This is a genomic window from Brevibacillus sp. TJ4 (genome assembly GCF_044627595.2).
GTDB lineage: Bacteria > Bacillota > Bacilli > Brevibacillales > Brevibacillaceae > Brevibacillus.
The window spans coordinates 2,736,500-2,761,343 of the sequence record NZ_CP185865.1 but is presented as its reverse complement, the minus strand read 5'-3'; the positions used below and the strand labels follow the sequence as shown (position 1 = coordinate 2,761,343).

Sequence of the window (24,844 nt, the reverse complement as noted above, 5' to 3'; positions counted from 1 at the left end):
AGAAGCCCCCCATTTCCACCGTTGACGAGGGACCCAAAGTGAAAGGCTTTACAAACATGCGCAAAGCACGATGACCAAAAGCACAAACAGCACCAGCACAAGCACGAAGTCTTGGTTTGCGGAAAAAGTCATTTAACAAAAGCCTCCTTATCGGCATTTCCCTACCTGTATTCTATGAGCCTGGTGCGCAGATGCGCTCGAAAAAACGAAAAACGAGAGCGTGCATTTTGTACAGAATGGATGATGACGCCATCCGAGAAGACGATACAATGGAGGAAGGGAGGAGATGATGGAAATGATCGACCTCAACAAGCTGCTGGATGCAGAAGACCTTGTGCTGGACCTGCACAACAAAAGGGTCAAGCTGCATCAGTACGACCCGAAGACAATTCCAGCCCTGGATCAGCTCATGCGCCAACAGGCGCGGGAGACGGGTGCTGACAAAGTTATCGTGTACGGCAAAAAAGCGGACGTGGAAAACTGGCAAAGCCTCGGTTACGTGCTGGAAGGCAGGATCGACGGGTTTTTTCGGGGAGTAAATGCGCATATGCTCTCTCTCTATCTGAGCGAGCAGCGGGCAACCTCCAGCGCTCCTGAACTGGCTGAGGAGAATGTGCGCCTGAGTCTGTCCAAGGCGGGAGCAGGAGGCGACAAGCAATTGCCTCCCGAGTACCGCTTGCGGGAGGCGACGGAGGCAGACGCCGAAGAGTTGGCAGCCCTGTACGCACGCGTCTTTGCTACCTATCCGACTCCGATGGATGATCCTGTCTACATTCGCAAGACGATGCAGGAAGGCACGTGCTATATCGTGGCAGAGCGGGATAAAGCGATTGCCTGTGCTGCTTCGGCGGAGGTGTCCGCGCGCTTTGGCTCAGCCGAAATGACGGATTGCGCGACCGATCCGGACCATGCCGGAAAAGGGCTGCTGCAACCGATTTTTCAGGCGTTGGAAGCAAAAATGGAAGCGATGGGCATTTACTATCTGTATACGCTGACACGGGCGCAGTCGGCAGGAATGAACGTCACAGCGGCGAAGATGGGGTACACCTACCGCGGCCGCCTGATCAACAACTGCACGATTTACTCCGGCTACGAGGACATGAACATCTGGGTAAAACCGCTGCGACCAGTCCGGGACTGATTACTTGCTTCTCACGGTGCCCGGATAAAGCTGCGCTTCCAGGCGGCGCGCCATCAAGGCGAGGTGAAGCTGCCAGCGCTGATGCGCCTCTTCCAGCCGGCAGCCCGTTTTTTCCTCGATCTGCGTCAGGCGGTACTTCAGCGTGTGGCGATGGATGTAGAGCGCCTGGGACGTCTGCAACCCGTTTCCGTTGTGGGCCAAATACGTCTCCAGCGTCTCCAGCAGTTGCTGATGATGTTTGCTGTCGTAGCGGATGAGCGGATCGAGCAGGGGCTTCCAGAGCGCGGTCAAACTCTTCTGGTCGCGATGGTAGGGAAAGAGAAACTGGTAGCCGCGCATGTCGCCAAAACGAAGCAGTGCTGGAGGCTTGGCCAAAAACGGATACGCCTTCAAGGCAAACATCGCTTCCTCTGCAGCCGCCCCGATTTGTGTCAACTGGGCATGCGGATTGCTCAGTCCCAGGTGAATTTCCTGCTCGGGGTAAAGCTGCTGCCAGTGGTCAGAAAACTGTCTGATGATCTGCATGCTCGCCCCGTCATCTGGCAAAATGAACAATAGCAGGTGCGGGCGTTCGCGCAGCAGATAGGAGCGCTGCTTTCGGTCGCATAGCCGGCGCATCAGGGTGATCGCGCTCTGGTGCAGCTCCTGGGACTCGACAGCCCCGCTGCCAGTCGCCTGTGCGGCGACGACCAGGTGTGGCCCTTGCAACGGATAGCCGAGCATCCGGCAGCGGCTTTCCAGCTCTTCCTGCTTCATGTGTTTGCCACTTACCAACTCCTCTACGAAATCCCCTTTCAGTCGCCATTCTGTCGCAGAGACGGCACGTTCTTTTACATATTCAAAGGCACACAGGGTAGCCGCGTGCTGCAGTGCCACATCGTCCAGTTCCCGCCATAGTGCCTGCGGCTTGCGAAGTGTCAATGTACCGTAATGCTCACGGTTGGCGCGGATCGGAATGGCATGCGAATAAGTCTCCACTCCAGTCTCTGCCCTCTCTGTCTCGGTTCCGTCCTGGACAACCTCAAAACCGAGCGCATCCAGCAGCGTGACTGAACCGCTTGTAAGAGCTGCCAGCTCCGCTACGATCGCCCGCAACCCCCCTTTTGACAATGCCGCTTCGATCATCTGATTGTGAATCGCCTGCGAGTAGGCGAGAGTTTCGAATTGCTTGTTGACGATGGGCTGCAAAATGGCCCTGGTAATCGTGGAGAAATTGATTTCCACGGGAATTTCGATCAACGGCAGGCGATGCTCGTCCGCCATTTGGATAAACGCCGGAGGGATTTCACGCAGGTAAAAGCCGGTATGGATGGCGACGCCGCTCAGTTTTTGCCTGGCGAGCCTGGGGATAAAGGAAGCGATGCGCTCCTCGTCGCCGTCGAGTCCAAAACCGGTGGTAATCAAAAACTCGCCTTCCTGCAAGCGGCTGGCGTCTTCCAGCACTTCCACGATCGTCACCCAGCGAATCGGGTTGTCGAGTCCGCCTGCTCCGGCGATCAGCCGCGTCTGCACCATGTCGGGAAGCTGCAGGGCCTCGCGGATGGTAATGGTCATGGAAAACCACTCCTGTCGGATGAATTACGATCTCTTATACAAAATGTACAAAAGATTTCGTCTTCAATCCATGTTTTTTTGCCACCCGGTCGGATGGCGAATATGCCCCTGTCAGATAGGATGGAGGTAGAAAGAGGTGGCGTCCATGACAAGAAGCTATGTAATCAAACCCGTGCTGGGAAAAACATATCCCTCTGTTGCGCATGGAAAAGGGATTTATCTCTACGACCAGAACGGAAAACGGTACCTGGATGGCTGTGGCGGTGCTGTCACTGTCAGCATCGGCCATGGCGTGGAAGAAGTAGCGGAAGCGATGTATGCGCAAGCCAAGGAAGTGTCTTTTGCCTATCGCTCGCACTTCAGCAGTGCGGCTGTGGAGGAGCTGGGCGCAAAACTGGCGTCATGGGCTCCCGGCTCACTCAACTGGTCGTTTTTTGTCAGCAGCGGATCAGAGGCGACGGAAACCGCGCAAAAAATTGCGATCCAATACTGGCAGGAAAAAGGCAGACCGACGAAAAACCGGATCATCTCGCGCTGGATGAGCTACCACGGGATAACGATGGGGGCTTTGTCCATGTCGGGCCACGTTCTGCGCCGCAAGCGTTTTGTGCCGCTTCTGGCCGATTATCCGGAGATTGTAGCTCCGTACCCGTACCGCATGCCGAGCGGAATGACGATGGAAGAATACGCGCTCGCCTGTGCCAACCAGTTGGAGACGGCGATATTGCGCCTCGGTCCGGATCAGGTCGCAGCCTTTATCGCCGAGCCGGTCATCGGCGCATCGGGTGGAGCCGTCGTTCCTCCGGATGGTTATTTCCAGAGAATTCGCGAAATATGCAATCAGTACGAGGTGCTGTTTATCGCCGACGAAGTAATGACCGGAGTAGGTCGCACCGGCAAGGCCTTTGGTGTCGACCACTGGGGAGTCGTCCCCGACCTGATGGCGCTGGGCAAAGGGATGAGCGCCGGTTATACGCCGATGGCGGCAACGATGGTCACAGACGAGATCATTGAGACGATCGCCAACGGCAGCGGAGAGATCATGGCTGGCCATACGTACAGCGCCAACCCGCAGTCTGCCGCAGTCTCTCTGGCGGTCCTGCGCTATATCGAAAAGCACGGTCTGATCGCGAAGTCGGCCGAGCAGGGAGAATATCTGCTGTCCGGGCTTAGGCAACTGGCCAGCGAACTGCCTTTGATCGGGGAAGCGCGCGGGCTGGGGATGCTCTGCGGGGTGGAGTTCGTGCGTGACAAGGCGAGCAAGGAGGCATTTCCGTTGACAGTGGGCGTTGCAGCACGCGTGATCGCCAAATGTCTGGAAAAGGGATTGATCATCTATCCGGCGGTTGGCGGTCTGGAAGGTGTAGCCGGTGATTCCATCATCGTTTCACCGCCTTTTACGATCACAAAAGAAGAAATTGACGAGCTGCTGGCGATCTTGAAGGAAGCGGTGATCGCTGTCCACGATGACTTGCAGCAGCAAGGATTGCTTGACTAGAAGGGGGGAACTTACATGACGAGTGGGTTTGACAAGGTCATTTCCATGGAGGAAGCTGCCGCTTATTTTCACGATGGCATGACGCTTCTTGCAGGCGGCTTCGGCGGTATCGGCAATCCGCCCGGTCTGGTGCAGGCCATCCTCGCCAAAGGCGTACGCGATATTACGCTGATTAGCAACGATACGGCATTCCCCACAATCGGAATCGGCAAGCTGGTCACGGAAAAGAGGGTCAAGAAGGTCATCGCTTCACATATTGGCTCCAATCCTAATGCCGGCGCACAAATGACAGCAGGGGAGCTGGAAGTGGAATTTTGCCCGCAAGGAATTCTCGCAGAGCGAGTTCGGGCGGGCGGTGTCGGCCTCGGCGGGATTCTCTCCGACGTCGGGATTGGCACGATCGCAGAAAAAGGCAAGCAAAAGCTCGTCATCGCGGGCAAGGAGTATTTGCTGGAGACACCGTTGACAGCCGAGGTAGCGATTGTCCACGCCAAAAAAGCAGATCGCTTTGGAAATCTGGTGTACGACACGAGCGCACGCAATTTTAACCCGCTGGTAGCAATGGCCGGAGACATCACGATCGTGGAGGCGGACGAAATTGTCGAGGTAGGCGAGCTGGCGCCGGAAGAGATCGTGACGCCTGGAGTCTTTGTCAACTTTATCGTGCAGAGCAAGGGGGTGGACTGGAAATGGGCTTGGGAGAAGTAAAAGAGGCGGAAGGGTACCGCGAGCGGATCGCCCGACGCGCGGCCATGGAAGTCGAAGATGGCATGATCATTAACCTCGGAATCGGGATTCCGACTTTGGTTGCCGACTACATTCCCGCCGACAAGCGTGTCATGTTCCACGCCGAAAACGGTATTCTCGGAACAGGGCCCAGTCCGGCAAAAGGAGAGGAAAACCCGATGCTGTGCAACGCGGGCGGGTTTCCCGTGACGCTCGTGCAAGGTGCCTCCTTTTTTGACAGCGCCACTGCTTTTGCAATCATCCGCAGAGGGCTGTTGGACATGACGATCCTCGGTGTTCTGGAGGTAAGCCAGACTGGTGACATCGCCAACTGGATTGTCCCCGGCAAGCGTGTGCCGGGAATGGGCGGCGCGATGGAACTCGCGCAAAAAGCGAAAAAGGTGCTGGTCGTGACTACCCATCTGGACAAAAACGGACGATCCAAAATCGTGCGCGAATGTTCGCTGCCGCTTACGGCAAAGTCTGCTGCGCATATGATCATTTCGGATATGGCCGTCATGGAGGTTCGTCAGGACGGATTGTACCTGCGTGAAGTCATGTATCCATACACGGTGGCCGATGTCATCGGTGCGACAGAAGCGGAGTTGAAAATGAAGGGAGATGTGCCCGTATTTCGTTAGTTTGGCAGCATGGCATACAGACAAACAAACGAACAGGAGGGATCAACGTGTCGAATTTGCAGACGCGGATTCGCGAGCAGCTGCAAAAAGAGCGAGAGGCTGCTACTTTATTGCTGCAGGAGTGGGTACGTCATCCCAGCGTACAGTGCGAAGAGTTGTCCATTCAGGAAAGCATCGCCAAGCGGTTAGCTGCGATGGGGCTGGAAGTCGACGTGTGGGAGATGGGGGGAGAGGAGCTGCTCAAGCATCCCTACTTTGTCTCGCCACGCAGCGTGTTCCAGAACAGTCCCAATGTCGTTGGCGTCTGGAGGGGAGTCGGCGGTGGCAGATCGATCATTTTGAACGGCCACGTCGACGTCGTTCCTGCGGGGGATGAAGCGCAGTGGAGCCATTCTCCATTCAGCGGCGAGATCGTGGATGGCAAGCTGTACGGACGCGGCGCCACGGATATGAAGGGAGGCAATCTTTCCTCCCTTTTGGCCATTCAGGTACTTCAGGCATTGAATGTACGGCTCAAGGGCGATGTGATCTTCCAGAGCGTCGTCGAGGAGGAAAGCGGTGGCGCGGGTACGTTGGCAACCATTCTGCGCGGCTACAAGGCAGACGCAGCCCTGATCCCTGAGCCGACCAATCTGAAAATCTTTCCCAAACAACAAGGCTCGATGTGGTTCCGCTTAACCGTCAAAGGGCGTTCTGCCCACGGGGGCACCCGCTATGAAGGTGTCAGTGCCATCGAGAAGAGCATGCTGGTGGTACAGGCGATCGGTCGCCTGGAAAAAGAGCGCAATCAGCGCATGACAGACCCGCTGTACGAAAAACTCCCGATTCCGATCCCGATCAATATCGGTGTGATCGAAGGCGGAAAATGGCCATCCTCGGTCGCCGACCTGGTCAAGCTGGAGGGCAGGATGGGGGTCGCTCCTGGCGAGCAAATGACCGATGCCAAGGCAGAAATGGCGGCTGCACTGAGTCGTCTGTCCGAAGAAGATCCATGGTTCGCAGAGCATCCGGTCGAGCTGGAATGGTTCGGTGCGCAATGGGTTCCCGGCTCCGTCGCCCTCGATCATCCGCTGATGGAAATTTTGCAACAGCAGTTTGTCGCCACTACTGGTGAAAAAGCTGTCGTAGAAGCCTCTCCCTGGGGAACGGACGGAGGCTTGCTGACCTTATTGGCAGACACTCCGGCAATCGTCGTCGGTCCCGGCGTGACCTCCGTCGCCCATTATCCTGATGAGTATATTGAACTCGATGACGTGTTCCGCTGCGCAGAAATTTTTGCCCTCACGCTGATCGAGTGGTGCGGGATCGCAGAAGAGTAGAGGTGCAACATATAGATAGAATCGAGAAAGATGTCTGGCGACGAAGCCCGGCATCTTTTTTTGCATGAGAGCCAGAGATATTTTATGATAGGCTTAACGAAGCTGCTGAATAAGACTCGGGAGGAAAGGAGGGTAAGAGGATGGAAGCGCAAATATTGGGAATTTTGACCGAGATGCACCAGCAGATGGGAAGAATTGAGCGGGATGTGTCTGTGCTGAAAGAAGATGTAACGCACATTAAAGAATCCATCCAGCGCATTGAGATTACCCAAAATGATGACACGGTGGCGCTGCTGAAAACGATCAACGGTAAAGTGGACCTTCTCCAGCAGCGGCAGGAGGAAAGTGATCGGGTAGTTGATTTGCACTCTATTTTGATCACGCGGATGCAGGCACACATGATGATGTCCGGGTAAAAAAAGATTGCAAGGAATAGAATGACTGTGCTATAGTATGTTCTGTGAAATTTGTGGAGGGATACCGAAGTGGTCATAACGGGGCGGTCTTGAAAACCGTTAGGCGGCAACGTCACGGGGGTTCGAATCCCTCTCCCTCCGCCATATGGATACATGAACAACAGGGCTGTTCGACTGGTATATGGCACCAGACGGACAGCCTTTTTGCTTGCGTGCAAACCGTTTTTTCTCGGGCTTTGTTACCATCGAACGTCTTGAGATCCGGTCCCAACACCTGTTTTTTCCTTAAAAACCAGTAGAAACAATGTCGATGGATCGCTACAGATGAGATATGCTTGTACATAAGGACTTGTTTCTTGGGGCCTGCGACAGCTTTAATCTTGCAGAGAAAGCTGTCGCTTTTTTTTATGCAAAAAAAGTATGAGCGAATACAGCAAGCCGAGAAACTGACCGATATAAACCTATAGAATTCAATGATTCAGAAAACTCCGATACATTCATGCCCCGAATTTAACCGCAAATGGTGAAAGGAATACGGGCAATCCCTACCGAAAAAGTACACATCACATAATGTGCCAGGCTGCTGGAATAGCAGCCATCGGAAATGCGCGTTGTCGTTTGCCGCACACAGCGTAAACATGGAAACGAAGCTGGGCGTGACGTTTGCAGTTTGTAGAGAATGGCACAAATAATAGGCGGAAGGTGAAGAGCGATGACGCATGATGATGTTGTAAAGCTGGACTTGACGGCACTCGGGGAGAAAATTCGCAACAAGGACATTTCACCGAAAGAGGTTGTCCAGGCAGTCCTACATAGAATCATCGAGCTAAACCCGATCTTGAATGCATTTATCACCGTAGCGGCAGAGGAAGCGATGCAGCAGGCCAAACAGGCCGAGTCCGAGATTGCAGCTGGTCATTACCGCGGGCCGCTTCACGGAGTTCCCATCGGACTGAAAGATTTGATTTACACAAAAGGGATTCGAACGACGATGGGCTCTTCCGTATACGAACATTTTGTGCCTGAGACGGATGCTGCCGTAGTGCGCAAATTACAAGAAGCGGGCGCAATTTTGATCGGCAAGCTGAATACACATGAGTTTGCTTACGGACCGACAGGGGATATTTCACATTTTGGCGCTGTTCGCAATCCGTATGATCTGTCCAAGATGACAGGAGGATCGAGCAGCGGTTCCGGTGCTGCCGTGGCAGCGGCACTTTGCTTTGGCGCATTGGGAACGGATACGGGAGGTTCGATCCGGATTCCTGCATCGGCGTGCGGGATTGTCGGCATGAAGCCCGGTTTTGGCCGCGTAAGCAAACAAGGGATTTACCCGCTCGCCTATACACTCGATCATCCAGGCCCTATGACGCGGACGATTCGCGACAATGCAGTGATGCTCGGGGTGTTGGCCGGACACGATCCGGATGACCCGTATACACTGGTACAGAGCGAGGAAGATTTTGCCCGTTACATCGGGGAAAGCATCCGCGGAAAGGTCATCGGGATTCCATCGACCTTTTATTACGAGGATTTGCATGACGAAGTCCAAGAAAAGGTGGAGGAAGCGATCCAGGTATTCAAAGACCTGGGAGCGGAAATTCGCACGGTTGATATACCGGTCCTCTCCGAAGTGTCGTGGGCGCAGCTAAAAACGATCCAAAGTGAGGCGTACGCCATTCACGCCGAGCTTCTCAACGCTCCGGAAGCAGACAAATACCATCCGGAAACACGCGAACGATTGCTGCTGAGCGCTGATGCGAAAGGCTACGAATACGTGCAGGCACAGGATATTCGCAGACGTGCGCAAGCGGCGTTCCAGCAAGTCTTTGCAAGTGTCGATGTGATCGTGACTCCTACGTTGCCGATTTTGCCACCGGACATCGGCCAGCGGGAAACTGTCATCCAAGGAAAAAGCGAACAGGTACGTCCCGCTTTGCTGCGTTTGACAGGACCGACGAATTTGACGGGACTGCCCAGCCTTTCCGTCCCTTGCGGATTTTCCCGCACTGGTCTGCCGATCGGGATGCAATTGATCGGCAAGCCGATGGACGAGGCGGTGTTGTACCAGTTTGGTGCCGCTTTTGAACGGGAGGCTTCTGTCTCCACGCTAAAATGGGAAATCCACAGCCGGTAAACGGGATTGAAACAAACAAGCAACATGCGCACACAAGGAGCAGAGGATGCCTCTGCTCCTTGTTTATTCCGTTTTACGCAGGATAAATGATCTGAATTTACAGAAAAATGAAACCTGGTATATAATGGAGAAAAATGGAGGAGGCGAGCATATGACGGCAGTCCAGCGAGCCAGGAGAAATACATTGGGGGATATCCTGCGGCGAACGAGCGCACGTTATCCCGGGAAGGTTGCCTTGCAATTCGAAGAGGAAGCGCTTACATTCCGCGAATTGGATCAGATCGTCAATCAGACGGCGAATGCCGTTATCCGCAAGGGGTTGCAAAAAGGAGACCGCGCCGCGGTACTTTCCCGCAACTCGATGGATTTCGCGATTCTCAACTTCGCGCTTGCAAAAGCCGGGGTGATTATGGTCCCGATTAACTACATGCTGAATGCGGCCGACATCGCCTATTTGTTCGCTCATGCCGAAGTCACGGCTTGCTTCGCCTCTCCGGAGTTTTTGTCGGTGGCGCAGGAAGGCTTGCAGCAAGCGCAGGTGCAGCTGATTCTTTGCTCGTTGATCTCCAGGCCGGCTGTGCAGCAGGGAGAGTGGATACCGTTTCGCCAACTGATTGCGCCTGAGGGAGCCGATGAGCCGGAAGTGGAGCTGGACGATGAAGATGTCGCCCACATCCTGTATACAAGCGGTACGGAGTCGAAACCAAAAGGGGTCATGCTGACACACCGCAACCTGATCTCCGAATACGTCAGTACAATTATAGAAGGAAATATGGAGGCCGACGATGTCGCGATCCATGCACTGCCGCTGTTTCACAGTGCGCAGCTCCACTGCTTTTTGGGACCTTACGTGTATCTGGGAGGCAGCGGGATCATTCTTGAGCAGGCGACACCGGCGCTCATCCTCGAGACGGTGGAAACCCATCGCGCCACGCAGTTGTTTTGCCCGCCGACGGTCTGGATAGCCTTGCTGCGATCTCCTGAGTTCGCTGCGCGCAATCTCAGTTCCTTGAAAAAATGCTACTACGGGGCCGCGATCATGCCAGTGGAAGTATTGAAAGAACTGGGCGAGCGTCTGCCGGGTGCGCAGTTTTTCAACTTCTACGGACAGACGGAGGTAGCGCCACTGGCAACAGTGCTCAAACCTTCCGACCAAATCCGGAAAGCTGGCTCGGCAGGCAAACCTGCACTCAACGTCGAGACAAAAATCATCGATGAGCACGGGAATGAAGTAGCGCGGGGCCGTGTCGGAGAGATCGTCCATCGCACCAGTCACGCCATGCTGGGCTATTACAAGGACGAGGAAAAGACCCAGGCCGCCTTTGTCGGGGGATGGTTCCACAGCGGGGATCTGGGCATTATGGACGAAGAAGGCTTCATCACAGTCGTAGACCGGAAAAAGGATATGATCAAATCAGGCGGGGAAAATGTCGCCAGCCGGGAAGTAGAAGAGATGCTGTACCAACATCCGCAGGTTTCCGAGGTTGCCGTCATTGGCGTCCCGCATCCGTACTGGATCGAGGCGGTAACTGCTGTCGTCGTTCCAAAGGCAGGGGAGAGCGTCACTGAAGAAGAATTGCTCGCCTTTTGCAAAGAACGCCTCTCCGCCTTTAAAGCGCCGAAATACGTGGTCATAGCCGACAACCTGCCGCGTAATCCGAGCGGCAAAATATTGAAACGGGAGCTGCGCATTCGGTATGAATCGCTCGCCTCCGCCGAAGCCACCTGATCGAATATACAAACGAACAGCCCGCTTTTTCCGGTTTTTGCTGCCGGAAGCGGGCTGTACTTTATTGAGGTGAGATGCTGTTTATTTTACAGTTGCGACCGTCGGTTTGTCTGCTTCGATCGCCGCAAAGCGGTATCCTTTTTCCTGCAAAAACACGATGACGGCTTCCAAAGATTGTGCAGTCGCCTTTTTGGGGGCTGCATCGTGCATCAGCACGACGATTTCCTTCTGTTCCTTGACCTGTTGTTTGACCTGGGCGAGTGCATCGGAAGCGGTGTACGTGTTGGAGCGTCCATCGCCGTTTGTCACGTTCCAGTCGATAAAGGTGTAGCCGCGACTGTCGCTTTCAGCCTTGATCTCTGCCATGACGGTATGCTGTTTGTTGTAATGGGCAGGGTCCTGGTATGTCAGGCTGATTGTGTTGCTGCTGCCACCAGGATAGCGGAAAATCGTCGGCTTGATTCCGGTCGCCTGTTCGATCAGTTCGTTGCCTTTCTCCAGATCGGCAAAAAAAGCATCCTTGTTGCGGTACAGTACTTGGTAATCGTGGGAGAAAGTATGTCCGCCAATCGTGTGTCCTTCCGCCAAGATGCGTTGCAAAATGGCTTCGTTGCCGGGAATGTTGCGGCCGACGACGAAAAAGGTCGCTTTCACGTCATGTGCTTGTAAGATGTCCAGCACTTGCAGCGTCACCGGAGAAGGCCCATCGTCAAAGGTGAGGTAGGCCACTTTTTCGGAGACAGCAGGAGGTGCTGGGAGCGTTGGCGGCTCGTTCTGTTCCGCAGGTGGCGATGTCGACTCTGGTGGTGTCTGCAAAGGCGGTTGCTGCGTTGTCGGTGTTGTTGGAGCATCCGAATTTTGTGCGGGTGTTGCCGGCTTGCCCGGTTGTTGATTGTCGTCCGTCGGCTGGACTGGTGTGGCATTGTTTGGAGCCGTTGGCGGATCGGACTGGGCAGAATCTGGAACAGCCGGTGGCTCTTCGGATTCATCAATGATGTGTATCGGCTTCGTCGGATAGTACGGTTTGCTGTCATCGTAGATCAAATAAGGCTTGCGAGAGGCAAGAAACGCTTCGAGCTGTGATTCATAACTCGCTTCGATTTCCTGCGGGCTTGCTCCTTGTTTCAGCATTTGCCTCACGGTGTCGCTGTCCACTGCTTGGGCAAACAGAGCGGTCTGTTCCTCATTTGCAGGCAAGATGTGACCATCTGTCAATTGAGCGGCGTAGGCAAGCGCGTATATTCCGGTTTTTACGGGATTAAACAGGCGCGGTTCGATAATTCGCAGCTTGACGCCTCCAGCCGCATCGCGGTTTTCCGGGAAAAAGACGACCCCCGGAAGCAAGCTGCCGTTCAGCAAATCAGCGTACTGGTAGGAATCGATTCCGTTTCCGCCAATCCAGTTGTAATCATCTGCAAACGTAAGAGCGGTACCAGCTGCCAGCTTGCTGGCGATATATCCCTTGGCGGCTGTTTCATTCGTGATCGCGGGCAATGGAGGAATCCAGGGAAGCCCCGTTTCCGAATAAGTCATGCTGCGGGTGTAGCCCGACATGGGAATAACCGCCAACGTGCCTTCGGTCTTGCGCTGGATGTACAGAGCGACTTCTCCAATCGTCATGCCGTGGGTGATGGGCAGTCCAGCCAAACCAGGCGGAACACTGTCATCAGGCTGAGCAGGCGGACCGTCAACTTGTCCGCGCAGGACGTTGGGTCGATCCAGCACGACGACCTGTTTGCCGTACTGTTTGGAAGCCGCCATCAATGCATGGAGAATCGAGAGAGATGAATCGTGCCGGGAGCCTGTGTCCTGCAAGTCGACGAGAATGAGATCAAGGGGCTCAAGCATGTCTGCGGTAAATTCGGGAGAACTGTTGCTGAGATTGTACACGGGAACACCGTAGACGGGATGGGTGTACATATGCGTATTCGCAGTGTCTGTTCCCCTTCCGTACAGACCGGTTTCCGGTGCAAACAGAGTCGTCAGGAACACGGTCCTATCGCGTCTGAGCATGTCGATCGTGCTGATGCCGTTGCTGTTGATACCTGTCTGGTTGGTAAGAAGCCCAACTTTTTTGCCTTCCATCATTTGGTGAAATTGTCCGAAGAGCAGGTCACTTCCCAATTGAATGGCAGAGGTGTTGGCGGAACTACCACCGGGAGGAATCAAGGTAAGAAAAAGTGCGAGAATGAGGATAGGGAGAATTCTTTTCATCGGTTTTGCGCCTCTTTCGATGAGAAAATATCACTGATGTACGTCTATTGTAACGCTTTTTGGAAGCAAGTTGGTTGCATTTTTGTAACAATTTGAAAATAGGTCTAAGGTCCGAGGTGGAAGGCGTTTGACAAACAGGAATTGATTAAATGTTCGGTACAGCCTATAGTAGATGAGGATATGCTTTCACAGGGAGTGGAAATGATGCTACAGAAGCAAATAGGTGCGGCCTTGCTGGTCCTGGCCATGGTGCCAGTTGCGGTCCTTCCCGCCATGGCAGCCGTGCAGCCGATACAAGTCGAGTACAATCAGCAGCAAATTGTCTTCCCGGATCAGAAGCCGATCATGCAAAACGATCGTACCCTCGTGCCGCTTCGTCCGATTGCGGAGAGCCTCGGTTTCCAGGTGGAGTGGAACGAGGAGGCGCGAGCCGTCTCGATCAAAAAAGGAAATGACCGGATTCGCTTGGTCGTGTCCCAAAAAATCGCCCGAAAAAATACGGAGGTCGTGCCGCTAGACGTCCCTACACAAATCATTAACAACCGTACGATGGTACCTGTCCGCTTTGTCGCCGAAGCGCTTGATTACGATGTGAGCTGGGATCCAAACAGGCAGACCGTTATGATCCGTGATGTGACAGGCGGAGCACTGGCGAGCCAACCGTTGGAGCAGCCGGTTGATGCTGTGCCGTCCGCGCCGCAGCCTGACGAACAGCAGCAGGCTGAGCCGACAGAACAGGTAAAACTCATCGATCCAGAGACGATCACCGCTACTAGTTTCAACCTGATGGGGCTGGGCATTTACGTGATCAAGGGAGAAATTGAACCGGACACAGAAGTAACCGCAACACTGGACCATCACGATTTTGAAGCGAGAATGAAAGATGACGGAACCTTTGTGATTGAGATCGCGGATAAAATCTTCGTCAGCGAATATACGCTAACCGTTGTAAAAGACGGCAAACAACAAGTTATCCAAGGAGAATTCACCGAGAAAAAACGATGACCGGAAAATGGAATTGCAAAGCCGAGTAAGATTGCCTCCTGCACACCACACTAAGTGCAGGAGGTGTTTGTTGTGAAACGATGGAGTGGTGGTTTGTGCGCGTGCCTTTTGCTGATCGGATCACTCGCCGCCTGTACGCCAAACAAGCAGATGGGTGCGGAAGACCAAAACGGAAATCAGGCCAAGTTTGACGCCTATGGCATAAACATGCGGGATGACAACCGGGGCAGGGACAAAGGTCCGGCGGGCATGATCGCCCAACAGATGGTACACAACCGCGAGCCGGAGTTAATCGCCGACCTGGAACAGTATGCCGAGGAAATTCCCGGAGTCGTCGACATCAAAATTCTCGCATATAAAGACAACTTGATCATGGGAGTGCTGACGACCGACACCCCGAAGTCGGAGGAAGTCAACATCCATCCCAATATCCCGCACCGACCGGAAAATATTGTACGGGTAGACGACGGCCATACGGATAGCGTACAACGAAGAGTCGTGCAAAGAACGCGCTCCCGCCTGCAAGCGCAGACTCGTTACAACATCATGTACGTCAGCACCAACAGGGCCATTTACGATCGGGTAGCAGAGGTGCACAGCCGCATCATGCACGGGGAACAGGTGGGCGACGATACGTTTCAAGCTTTGCTCAACGATATTGGCTATACCGTAAAAGGATTTAGCCTGGTCGATTAAACTGTGCCACCTGGCCGCCCGGGTGGTCTTTTCTTGCAGGATTTTTTCGCTTTACGGGGAAAGTGTATCTACATCAGTAGTAGAACGGCAAGGAGTGCAACGGATGAAGGTCACACACGTCTCCCCTGTAAAAATAACGCCGCCCGTGCCCGCAAGCTATATTGTTCGCCGACCTGCTCTGGCGAAGAAGCTGCGCTTTCTTCAGCATGTGCGCCTCTGTCTGGTCCATGCGGAAATGGGCTATGGAAAGACAGCGACCTTCTCTGCCTTTTTGGCCGACTCCGGAAAGACCGCTTCGTGGTACTTCATCGGCAAAGAAGATCAGGACCTCGCTGTTTTTGTCACTTGTCTGCTGGCGAGCGTTCGGCGCGCCCACCCGGATTTTGGCGACGCTCTGCTGCAGGAGCTGGGGGCGGGAATTGAGCAGGAGGGGGGGCATGATGCCGTCGCAACGGCTGAACTGTTTATCAGGGAGTTGTTCGGGCTGGAAAAGGAGTTTGTGATGGTGCTGGATGACTGCCAGCACATCGCTCCAGCCAGTGAAGTGGACCAGTTTGTGCAGCAGTTGGCCAAGCATCTTCCGCCACAAGTGAAGCTGGTCATGTTGAGCCGCACCCGCCCCGCATGGCCCGAGCTCGATTTGTTGGCGGTGCGCGGCGAGTGCCTGGAACTGACGACGGACGACTTGGCCTTTTCCCGGGAAGAGAGCGAGACACTGTACTTGGATGAATACGATGTAACCATTTCCCCGCACGAGTGGGACCTGGTGGCAGAGGTGTCCCGTGGCTGGGTACTGGCGCTGCGCTACTTTGGGGAGCATGTGGCGCGCGGGCTTTCTGTATCGGACAGTTTGCGTGAGCTTTCCCGGCTGATGTATTTGCTCGAGGCTGAAGTGTGGAGCCGTCTGGATGTGAAAATGCAGGAATTTTTGATTCAATCTGCGATCTTTGAAGCCTTTGAAGAACAGGATTGCCGCCACGTTTTGGGAGAAGACGCCGTGCTTTTGCTACGCGAAGCGCTGCGCTGCCATCTGTTCGTGACCGTCAACCGGGAAGGGGTATATACGTTTCATCCGCTGTTTCGCCGGCTTTTGGCAAGCAAGCTGGCCACCCATCCCAACCATCTCCGGATTCATCGCGCTGCCGCTCTCTGGTACCGCAGCAAAGGAGAGACGGAGAAGGCGTACGAAACACTCTCTCTCGTCGAAGAGTGGGAGCTGTTGGCGGCTTGGCTGCAAGAAGACGGGGAACGGCTGCTCGTGAGCGGCAAGCTGGACTTTTTGTACCAGTGGACGAGCGCCGTGCCTGACTGGGCCAAGGAAAAGGCGTACTGGCTCTACTTTTACCAGGGAGAGGTGGAGCGCTATCGCTGCGTGTACCACAAGGCATTCGCCTCCTACCAACACTTTCTGGACTTCTGCCAGGAAAAACAGGATCGTCACGGAATGTGCCGCGGTCTGGAAGGGCTGGCTCGGGTTCATCTGGACAGCGTACAGGGCGTCAAGGCGGAAGAACTGTTGAAACAGGCGATCCAGCTTCTGCCCGAGCACGAACAGGAGCCGCAGATGGCACCGCGCCTGTATCGGCTTCTGGCGGAAATTTACACCAACCGCGGGGATGCGAAGCAAGCCTCGTACTGGTACGAGCGCAGCCAGGAGCTGGAGCAGCAGATCGAGGTAGAGCTGGAATCGCGTCTGTTGTTTCGGACCGGTCGGCTGCAGTCTGCCGTTTCCTTGCTTGAGCGCAAATGGCAAGTGGAGCAGACCAAGCATCCGGTGCTGACGCGTTCCTACCGGGAAACATCGCTTTTGCTCGCGTTTGTCTACAGCCTCAACGGAGAGTGGGAAAAAGGCTTGCGTGCAGCGGAGACCGCGATCGAGCTCGGGCGGGTGGCACATTCGCCCTTTGTGGAAGCGAATGGCTATGTGCGAAAAGCGACAGCAGCCTTTATCGGTCAGGCGCTGCCGTTTGACGAAATTCGCGGCTTGTATGAAAAAGGGCTGCTCATTATGGAGGAGTTGCAGTCGACGCGGGGCAAATCGGAGACGATGCTCGGGCTGACGCTTTTGTACGGCAAGGAGAAGGCGCTGGATCAGGCTCTGTACTACGGCAAGCGCGGATTGCAGGAGACGGAGGCGATGCGCGACGATTGGCTGAATAGTCTCGTCCGCGTCGCAATCGGTATCGCCTATGCGACGAACGGCCACGAAGCAGAGGCCAAAAGCACCTTCCACGACTGCGTCGAGCGTTTGAGCCGCTGTGGAGACAGCTTGAGCGTGGTCATCTGTCAGTTGTGGCTCAGTGTATTGGCCTATCGCAACAAGCAATGGGACTTGTTCGTACCGGCAGTCACACAGGCGCTGTCGATGATGCAGTCGGGAGAGTACGACTTTTTGTTGCAGCGACCTACGATGCTCGCGCCGGCGGACGTACAGCAGCTCATGCCGATTTTGCTGGAGGCAAAGCGCAGGCAGGTCAGCCCGGACTACGTCTCCCATCTCCTCAACGATCTCGGCTTGCAAAACGTCGACTTCCACCCCGGCTATACGCTGCGGATACAGGCACTCGGCCATTTCCGCGTCTGGCTCGGCGATCAGGAGCTGTCGGGAAAAGCATGGCAGCGCGGAAAAGCCAAGCTGTTGTTCCAACTGCTGCTCACCAGACGCCATCATTTGCTGGCGCGGGAAGAAATTTTGACGCAGCTTTGGGGCGAGCAGGATGAAGAAGCTGCCCTGCGCGACTTCAAAGTTGCCCTAAACGCCTTGCACAAAGCGCTTGAGCCCAATCGCACCGCACGGACAGAAGCGTTCTTTGTCCAGCGCCACGGCAGCTCCTACGGCTTCAACCTCGCTTCCGGCTACCATCTGGACGTCGAAGAATTCGAGAAGCTGGTGCGGCTCGGACTGGAGGAGCGCGATGCGCGTCAGGCGATCCAACTGCTGGAAAAAGGGCTGGCGTACTACCAGGGGGACTACATCCCGGAATGTCGCTACGAAGACTGGTGCGAGGCGGAGCGGGAGCGTCTTCGCGTCCTGTTTTTGCGCGGTGCGGAACGGGTCGCTGCACTCAGTCTCGAGGAACGGGAGTGGGAGAGGGCGATTCGCTGGTGCGAGGCGATTTTGCGTGTGGACGACTGCTGGGAAGAGGCATACCGCCTGTTGATGACGGTCTACTATCGGCAAAACAACCGGACACTGGCCATGCGCTGGTTTGAAAAATGCAAGCAAAAACTGCAAGAACAACTGGGCGTCCAGCCCATGCCAGCAACGCTGGAGACGTACCGGCAAATAGTGGGAGAGGAATAGGTCGCAAACATGCGGCCTTTTTCTTTTGGCAAGTAGCAGCTTGACGGAAGCTGGAAGAAGCAGTAAGATAATATTTGTACTGACCAGTCAGTTTAAAAACCAAAAGGAGGATGGGAGTGATGGCCATTTCCAAAAAAGACCAGATTGTGCAGGGTGCGTTGACCGCGTTTGCCCAGAACGGCTACAGCGAGACGACGATGGATACGATTGCAGAGGCAGCACAGGTTGCCAAAGGAACGCTCTATTACCATTTCACAACCAAAGAAGAACTATTCCTGTACGTCATTGAAAAAGGCGTGAAGATGCTGATCGACTCCGTTGAGAATGTGATGAACAACGAGCAATTGTCGCTTGCCGACCGCATGATTAGCGTGCTGGATGAGCATCTTCGCTTCTTTTCCGAGAACCGTGAGCTTTGCTTTTTGCTGCTCAGCTTTTTTACCGGCGACGAAAACAGGGACCAGATGATGGCGCGGCATTTGGCCGACTACTTTCTGATGATGGAAAAGCACATGACGGTGTTGCAGCAGCAGGGCTACATCAAGGCCGAGGTCGAGGTGCGGACGATCGCCTCCGCCATGTTCGGGATGGTCGGGTTTACCGTGCTGCGCAAACAGTTCCGCAAAGAGCCGGTCGACATTTCCACCAGCAGGGAAACGCTGCGCCATATGCTGGAAGGTATTTTACAGACAAATAACTAGAATTCGCGAAAAAGAGGGGAAACCAAGATGAGCAAACGTACGTGGATTGGAGTGGCGGGCTTCGCTGTCGCCATTGCTGTACTGGGAACAGCGTTGTTTATGCCGGGCCAACAGGCGTCCGGTCAGCCAGCGAAATTGTTTACAGCGGTAATCGAAGGGACGGAAATTGATCTTTCCTTTAAAATAGGCGGTTCCATCGCAGAAATTGCCGTGCAGGAAGGGGACGAGGTGAAAGCAGGGCAGCTCGTGGCGACCTTGCGAAGCGAAGAGCTGCTGGCCAAAAAAGAGCAGGCCGAAGCCGCCTACCATCTTGCCCAGGTGAAGCTGGAGCAGGCGAAACAAGGCGTGTCTTTGACAGACAGCTCCAGCAGCGCACAGGTGAGCCAGGCCCAGGCTGTCGTCGATTCGGCGCGGGCACAGCTTGAAGCGAACGTCAACGGAGCGCGTGCAGAAGAGATCGCCCAGCTCAAGGCGAAACAGCAGGCAGCAAAAACGGCACGAGAAGTCGCATCGACCAACTTGGAGCGGATGAAAAAGCTGCTGGAAGAAGGAGCCGTCGCCCAGGTCAGCGTGGAAGACGCACAGATGAAGTTCGAGCAAGCCGATGCGGAGTACAAGGCGGCAGAAGAGCAGTTGAAAATGGCTGAGAGCGGTTCGCGCCGCGAGCAGGTAGAAGCAGCCCAGGCCCAACTGAATCAGGCCCAGGCTGCGTATGAGCAGGCCGTTGCCGGCAGAGGCCAGGTCGCGCTCAAAGAGCTCGATGTCAAATCGGCCGAAGCGAATGTGCAACAAGCGAGAGGCGCACTGGAAGAGGCAGAAGCATATGTGAACAACACCCGGCTGGTCGCACCGGCAGATGGCATTGTCAAGCATGTTGCCGTGCAAAAAGGAGAGCTCGTCTCGCAAGGCTTCACCGTGATTACGCTGCAAGTAAACGCAGACAATTACGCCAAGTTTTACGTCGATGAATACGCACTGGGCAAAGTAAAGACGGGAGACAGCGTGACACTGTATGTCCCAGCGCTCGAACAGGAGGTGCAGGGGAAAGTAGCCACGATCGCACCGGCAGCCGACTTTGCCGTGAAAAAAGCGACCCAGCAGTTGGGGAGCCGCGACATTCGCTCCTTTGCCGTCAAAGTGCTGGTTTCCGATGAAGCGCTCCGGCCGGGACTGACAGTAGAATGGCGGATTCAGGGAGATGAAGGGCAATGAGCCAATTCTCCCGTCTGTTCTGGATCGAGTGGAAGAAATTATTTGCTGATAAAACAATACGCAAGGTCGTCTTCCTTGTGCCGATCATTTACTTGACGCTGTTTGGCTTTTTGTACAGCGAGGAAAAAGTGACCAACATCCCTACTGTCGTCGTGGATGCAGACCAGTCAGAGTTGAGCCGCGAGCTGTACCGGGGCTTTGATGCGGACGAGACGTTCGGTCTGATCGGGACTGTCCCGACCGAAGAAGAGGCGCTCAGGTGGATTGATGAAGGAGAGGCCAGTATCGCCTTGATGATTCCGGCCGGATTGGAGCAAAATATCAAGGCAGGTCGGGGCGCTGAGGTGCTGACGGTGATCGACGGCAGCAACATGATGATCTCCAACACGGCTGTCCGTGCTGCCAATACGGTAGTCAAAACGATTTCTGCCGGGGCAACCTTGAAAAAGCTGGAGGCGCAAGGTAGCTGGGGAGACGAAGGGATGGCCCTCTACACCGGGATCGACTTTCGCTACCGGGTGCTCTACAACCCGACGTTCAGCTATTTGTCGTTCATGGTCTTTGGCCTTGCGGGAACGGTGCTGCAACAGGTGCTTTTCCTCGGAATCGCCCTGTCAGTCGCGCAGGAAAAGGAGCAGGGCACGTGGCAGACGTCTGTTGCCACCAACAGTTTTTTCGCGATCACCGCAAGCAAGCTGCTGCCGTATCTGCTCGCCGGAACGCTGAACATGTTTATCGGCTTTACCCTGCTGTTAAAAGGATTCGGTGTGCCGTACGCCGGCAGTACGGTTGACCTGATGGTCGTTGCCACGGCGTTTAACCTGGCTGTTCTCTGTGTCGGCTACATGATCTCCTACTTCTTCAAGGATCAGCTTCAATCGACGCAGATTGCGATGATGATCGCTGTTCCGTCCTTTATGCTGTCAGGCTTTACCTGGCCTTTTCTGTCGATGCCGACAGCGGTGGCAGCAATTGGAAAATCTTTACCATTAACCTATTTTCTGGATGGTGTCCGCGAAATTTTGACCAAAGGGCACGGTCTCTCTGCAGTAGGGCATGATTTGCTCGTCCTCGCGTTCATGTCGGTGGTCAGCCTGTTTGTCGCTTATTTGATCTATACATTCCAGAAGCGGAAAACGGCGGGAACCCAGGCAGAATCTACTATCGGCTAGAGTCGGTATATGGAAAGAAAAACCTTGTGCTACAAAGAATATTTCCATTATACTTATGATCAAAAGCAGATTCTTCTACGCAAGGGGGACACTATGTCAGCAACTCATCTGAAACAATTGTGCGAAGAGACGTATACGAGGCTGAAAAAGGTAAGCATCGAACTGGAACGCTATTTGAACCAAGTAACCTTGGCTAGCCTCGTCGCTCAGTCTGGTGATCCGGAAGAGTATGAATCCTACTATCGTAACTACCTTTCTGACCTGCGGCACTTGCTGGTATACTGTGAAAATGCGTACGAAAGGCTGGGGGTAGCTCTCCGTCGGGCGCGCTTTAATGAGGAGTTTGCCGAAGAAGTGTTGTACCAGGTGTATCATACCTGTATCAACAACTTTTACTATCCAAAAGGCGAAGTGTACGACGAAGACGGTCGGTACGCCTACACGAGCCAGGATTCGATCATCTTCCGCAAAAAAGTGGTTCCTGAGTTGGAACGTCTGACGATCGGACTGTCCAAAGTGTTTGAACAAATGCGTGACGATCTGCAATACTACGAAACGGACTACATCACAAAAAAACGAATGCAAAAAGCACAGGTATAAATCCCTGTGCTTTTTTTTGCCGTCAGCCGTCAGCGGCTTACAAGGGGATCGGTTCACGGATGGCGTGAATCTTTCGCTCCACGAGACGCAGCATCAATTCGCGGGCCTCGTCATCCACCTCGGTGACAGCGGCGAAATTTTGATATTCGACCTCATATCCGATCATCTCCAGTGTTCCTTCGACGATCTGTTTGCGGACGACGAGGTCCAAGCCTTGTTCTGCCATTTCTTTTGCTGATTCGCGAGTCGAGGTGAAGACAAGGGCGCGTTTGTTCTGCAACAGACCGACGGGGCCGTCCGATTCGTAGCGGAAAGCGAAGCCATCGGTAAAAATACGGTCGAGGTATCCCTTTAAGATGGCAGGCGGCGACCACCACCAGACGGGGTAAATCATAATCAACAGATCGGATTCCGTAATCAGCGATTGCTCTTCTTCAATATCGCTGCTCGGGTTGCGGTGCTCGATCCGCTTCATGTCAAGCGCGGTAAAGACAGGTTGAAAGTTCATTTCATACAAGTCGCGAACTACGTAGGAAATGTTTGATGCCTCACACGCCTTTCGCACCCGCGAGAGAATTTCATGGTTGAAGCTGTGATCGCCTTCATGGGCAAAAACGATGCATGCTTTCATAGTGCCACTCCTTTACTGGGAAAATTGTTCGCGCAACCGAAGGAAAAATTGTTGAAGCAGGTTTCCGAAGGTCAGCTGTTCTTCGCTTTCCTGCGCTTTTGGCGGTGTGGCCTGTCCCAGTTGGCTCAGCGCCTGTTCTGCATTGATCATCCCGTGCCCGTACAAGGCGTCATGTCCAGGTGCGCCCAAATCGACTGCCGAATTGCGAATGTGCTCCATCACTTCCGCGCTCGTCATTTCCGGACGAACCGAACGTACCAGAGAGGCAAGTGCAGCGACGTGGGGGCAAGCCATCGACGTGCCGGAGAGGGAAGCGTAGTCGCTGTAGATGTACGTGCTCGGGATGTCTACGCCGGGAGCGGCGACATCCACGTAATCGCCAAAGTTGGAAAAATCGGCGCGTTCCCGGCGATGATCCACTGCTGCAACAGCCAGCACCTCGTCGTAGGCGGCGGGATAGCTGGATTTGTCCGTGGCGTCATTGCCAGAGGCAGCGACGAGAACGACGTTGTTCTTGTAGGCGTAGCGACATGCTTCCAGCAGCGCGGCAGAAGACGTATAGTTGCCGACGCTGAGGTTGATCACATCGGCTCCGTGGTCTGTCGCCCAATAGATACCTTGCGCGATGTCGACAGCCGAACCGGAACCGTCTGCGCCGATCGCCTTGATGGGCATCAGCTTGCTGTTCCAGCTCATTCCGGCGATCCCGTCACTGTTGTTCGTTTTGGCGGCGATAACTCCGGCCACATGCGTTCCGTGTCCGTTGTCGTCTTCCGGGCGGTTGGAGCCGTCCAGGACGTTGTACCCCTCGATGACTTTTCCGGCGAATTCGGGGTGCGACAAGTCGAGACCGGTATCGATGACAGCCACCACCACATCGTTGCTGCCCTTGCTGATCTCCCAGCTTTGTTCCATGCCGATCAGCGGAAGGTTCCACTGGTAGTCGATATAGTACGTGTCATTGGGTCGACGGTTGGGGAGCAGCAAATAGTTCGGTTCGGCAAAGACGGAGTCGGGATGCTCTGCCAGTTTTTTCATCAGCTGCTGCGTGGTCAAACTGTTCGATTTGAGGATGAGGAACTTGTCGTAATCACGCTTGATCTTGGCATCCAGAGAAGCAGCCAGTTGGTTTATCGTCTTTTGGTCGGGACGCGGATGGAAACGCACCACCACTTCATGCTCCACATAGTGGCTGCGGTCTTTCATGTTGTGTTGCAGCGTGCGGATGTGGGGTTTCTTTTCCAGCGAATGGCGGATGTCCTTGACCTGCTCGATGAAGTTGATGCGCGGTATGCTTGCCTGTTGGGACGTGACGCGCGGGTGAGGCTCTTGCATCTCCTGCTGGGCGTTGTTGTTGTTGCGCAGGGGAATGACGACCAGTGCGATCACGGCCAGTACAGCGACAAGCGGGGGCAAGATTCGCAAAAAAATACACTCCCTCCATGCTATCTGACTATAGCGTGTACATGAAGAGAGTGTTTATGAAGGAAAAAGATTACATCCGATAAAAAGCTACATGCCGGCACCGGTTGTGGAGCGCAGCGAGCGGCGGGGGAGTTTCCAGCCGTAATAGACGGAAATCATCCGGCAGGCAATGATGAAAAGGAACAAAAGCAACAGTTCGGTATTGCTGACTGCCCATTTCATGCCGACAGCGAGTCCGCCGAGCATCGCCCAGACTGCGTACACCTCGGCTTTGAACACAAGCGGTTTGCGGCCGGCCAGCACATCGCGGATAATCCCGCCGCCGATTCCCGTCAGGACGGCTGCGACGATCGTGGCGCTGAGCGGGTAGTTCATTTGGGTTGCGTAGAGCGCACCCTGGATGGCAAAGGCTGCCAGGCCGACAGCATCAAAAAAGATTCCCCAACGATTCCAATAGAAAATGTATTTAGAGGGGAGAATGAAGACGATCAGCATCGCGACGAGAGCGATGGTAAACAAGCTGCCCTGGTTCCAGAACGCAGTAAGCGGGATTCCCAGCAGCATGTTGCGCAAAATTCCCCCGCCAAAAGCGGTGGCCATGCCGAGGACGAGGACGCCAAGCAAATCGTACTCCTCTTCCATGGCAATGACCGCTCCGCTGATGACGAAGGCGACGGTACCGATAATGTTTAACCAATCCCAAGGCATGGGGTAGCCTGCCCT

At 54.5% G+C, this 24,844-nt stretch carries 20 protein-coding genes and 1 tRNA gene; 16 read left to right on the top strand and 5 right to left on the bottom strand.

The window, feature by feature from the left end; all coding sequences use genetic code 11:
- Nucleotides 1–295: 295 nt before the first annotated feature.
- Nucleotides 296–1,141, top strand: coding sequence for a putative beta-lysine N-acetyltransferase (gene ablB, locus ACAF76_RS13570; protein ID WP_421617916.1), 846 nt, complete (start codon nucleotides 296–298; stop codon nucleotides 1,139–1,141).
- On the opposite strand, the gene ACAF76_RS13565 is transcribed toward ablB, so the two are convergent.
- Complete coding sequence (locus tag ACAF76_RS13565) at nucleotides 1,142–2,695, bottom strand: PucR family transcriptional regulator (RefSeq protein ID WP_421616801.1); 1,554 nt, start codon at nucleotides 2,693–2,695, stop codon at nucleotides 1,142–1,144.
- 145 nt (nucleotides 2,696–2,840) lie between these two features.
- On the opposite strand from ACAF76_RS13565, the gene ACAF76_RS13560 reads away from it, so the two are divergent.
- The 8 genes from ACAF76_RS13560 to ACAF76_RS13525 all read left to right on the top strand — a co-directional run bounded on the left by ACAF76_RS13560 (nucleotide 2,841) and on the right by ACAF76_RS13525 (nucleotide 11,161).
- A complete protein-coding gene (locus ACAF76_RS13560; protein WP_421616800.1) occupies nucleotides 2,841–4,193 on the top strand; it encodes an aspartate aminotransferase family protein in 1,353 nt (450 codons plus the stop codon).
- A 15-nt stretch (nucleotides 4,194–4,208) separates the two neighbouring features.
- Nucleotides 4,209–4,901: a 3-oxoacid CoA-transferase subunit A gene (locus tag ACAF76_RS13555; protein WP_421616799.1), complete on the top strand. Its 693-nt coding sequence runs from the start codon at nucleotides 4,209–4,211 to the stop codon at nucleotides 4,899–4,901.
- Nucleotides 4,883–5,560, top strand: a complete 678-nt coding sequence (locus ACAF76_RS13550; RefSeq protein WP_421616798.1) for a 3-oxoacid CoA-transferase subunit B — start codon at nucleotides 4,883–4,885, stop codon at nucleotides 5,558–5,560. The genes ACAF76_RS13555 and ACAF76_RS13550 overlap by 19 nt, the downstream gene beginning before the upstream one ends.
- 47 nt (nucleotides 5,561–5,607) lie before the next feature.
- The gene (locus ACAF76_RS13545) at nucleotides 5,608–6,879 is read left to right on the top strand and encodes a peptidase (protein WP_421616797.1); all 1,272 of its coding nucleotides are present in this window, start codon (nucleotides 5,608–5,610) and stop codon (nucleotides 6,877–6,879) included.
- A gap of 140 nt (nucleotides 6,880–7,019) precedes the next feature.
- Entirely contained in the window at nucleotides 7,020–7,295 is a 276-nt protein-coding gene (locus ACAF76_RS13540) for a hypothetical protein (RefSeq protein WP_421616796.1), read from the top strand.
- A gap of 55 nt (nucleotides 7,296–7,350) precedes the next feature.
- Nucleotides 7,351–7,439: transfer RNA gene (locus ACAF76_RS13535), tRNA-Ser, on the top strand.
- 568 nt (nucleotides 7,440–8,007) lie between these two features.
- Nucleotides 8,008–9,432 (top strand): amidase, encoded by a 1,425-nt coding sequence (locus ACAF76_RS13530; protein ID WP_421616795.1) that lies wholly within the window; start codon nucleotides 8,008–8,010, stop codon nucleotides 9,430–9,432.
- Between the two features lie 151 nt (nucleotides 9,433–9,583).
- A complete protein-coding gene (locus ACAF76_RS13525; RefSeq protein WP_421616794.1) occupies nucleotides 9,584–11,161 on the top strand; it encodes an acyl-CoA synthetase in 1,578 nt (525 codons plus the stop codon).
- Nucleotides 11,162–11,242: 81 nt separating this feature from the next.
- Here ACAF76_RS13525 and ACAF76_RS13520 read toward each other — a convergent pair whose 3' ends face one another.
- On the bottom strand, nucleotides 11,243–13,375 hold the full coding sequence (locus ACAF76_RS13520; RefSeq protein ID WP_421616793.1) for an exo-beta-N-acetylmuramidase NamZ domain-containing protein: 2,133 nt from the start codon (nucleotides 13,373–13,375) through the stop codon (nucleotides 11,243–11,245).
- A 204-nt stretch (nucleotides 13,376–13,579) separates the two neighbouring features.
- Here ACAF76_RS13520 and ACAF76_RS13515 point away from each other — a divergent pair, with 204 nt between their 5' ends.
- The 7 genes from ACAF76_RS13515 (at nucleotide 13,580) to ACAF76_RS13485 (ending at nucleotide 22,065) form a co-directional block, all read left to right on the top strand.
- Nucleotides 13,580–14,380, top strand: coding sequence for a copper amine oxidase N-terminal domain-containing protein (locus tag ACAF76_RS13515; RefSeq protein ID WP_421616792.1), 801 nt, complete (start codon nucleotides 13,580–13,582; stop codon nucleotides 14,378–14,380).
- Nucleotides 14,381–14,452: 72 nt separating this feature from the next.
- Nucleotides 14,453–15,076 carry a sporulation protein gene (locus tag ACAF76_RS13510; protein WP_421616791.1) on the top strand — a complete coding sequence of 208 codons (624 nt, stop codon included), beginning with the start codon at nucleotides 14,453–14,455 and terminating at the stop codon, nucleotides 15,074–15,076.
- A gap of 103 nt (nucleotides 15,077–15,179) precedes the next feature.
- The gene (locus ACAF76_RS13505) at nucleotides 15,180–18,380 is read left to right on the top strand and encodes a BTAD domain-containing putative transcriptional regulator (RefSeq protein ID WP_421616790.1); all 3,201 of its coding nucleotides are present in this window, start codon (nucleotides 15,180–15,182) and stop codon (nucleotides 18,378–18,380) included.
- Between the two features lie 119 nt (nucleotides 18,381–18,499).
- Complete coding sequence (locus tag ACAF76_RS13500) at nucleotides 18,500–19,081, top strand: TetR/AcrR family transcriptional regulator (RefSeq protein ID WP_421616789.1); 582 nt, start codon at nucleotides 18,500–18,502, stop codon at nucleotides 19,079–19,081.
- Nucleotides 19,082–19,108: 27 nt separating this feature from the next.
- Nucleotides 19,109–20,293: an HlyD family secretion protein gene (locus ACAF76_RS13495; protein WP_421616788.1), complete on the top strand. Its 1,185-nt coding sequence runs from the start codon at nucleotides 19,109–19,111 to the stop codon at nucleotides 20,291–20,293.
- Nucleotides 20,290–21,465, top strand: coding sequence for an ABC transporter permease (locus ACAF76_RS13490; protein ID WP_421616787.1), 1,176 nt, complete (start codon nucleotides 20,290–20,292; stop codon nucleotides 21,463–21,465). The genes ACAF76_RS13495 and ACAF76_RS13490 overlap by 4 nt, the downstream gene beginning before the upstream one ends.
- A 93-nt stretch (nucleotides 21,466–21,558) precedes the next feature.
- Nucleotides 21,559–22,065, top strand: coding sequence for a DUF3907 family protein (locus tag ACAF76_RS13485; protein WP_421616786.1), 507 nt, complete (start codon nucleotides 21,559–21,561; stop codon nucleotides 22,063–22,065).
- A 37-nt stretch (nucleotides 22,066–22,102) separates the two neighbouring features.
- Here ACAF76_RS13485 and ACAF76_RS13480 read toward each other — a convergent pair whose 3' ends face one another.
- From ACAF76_RS13480 to ACAF76_RS13470, 3 genes are all read right to left on the bottom strand, one after another.
- A complete protein-coding gene (locus tag ACAF76_RS13480; RefSeq protein WP_421616785.1) occupies nucleotides 22,103–22,696 on the bottom strand; it encodes an NAD(P)H-dependent oxidoreductase in 594 nt (197 codons plus the stop codon).
- 12 nt (nucleotides 22,697–22,708) lie between these two features.
- The gene (locus ACAF76_RS13475) at nucleotides 22,709–24,121 is read right to left on the bottom strand and encodes a S8 family peptidase (RefSeq protein ID WP_421616784.1); all 1,413 of its coding nucleotides are present in this window, start codon (nucleotides 24,119–24,121) and stop codon (nucleotides 22,709–22,711) included.
- Between the two features lie 87 nt (nucleotides 24,122–24,208).
- Nucleotides 24,209–24,829, bottom strand: a complete 621-nt coding sequence (locus ACAF76_RS13470) for a trimeric intracellular cation channel family protein (protein WP_421616783.1) — start codon at nucleotides 24,827–24,829, stop codon at nucleotides 24,209–24,211.
- Nucleotides 24,830–24,844 lie beyond the last annotated feature (15 nt).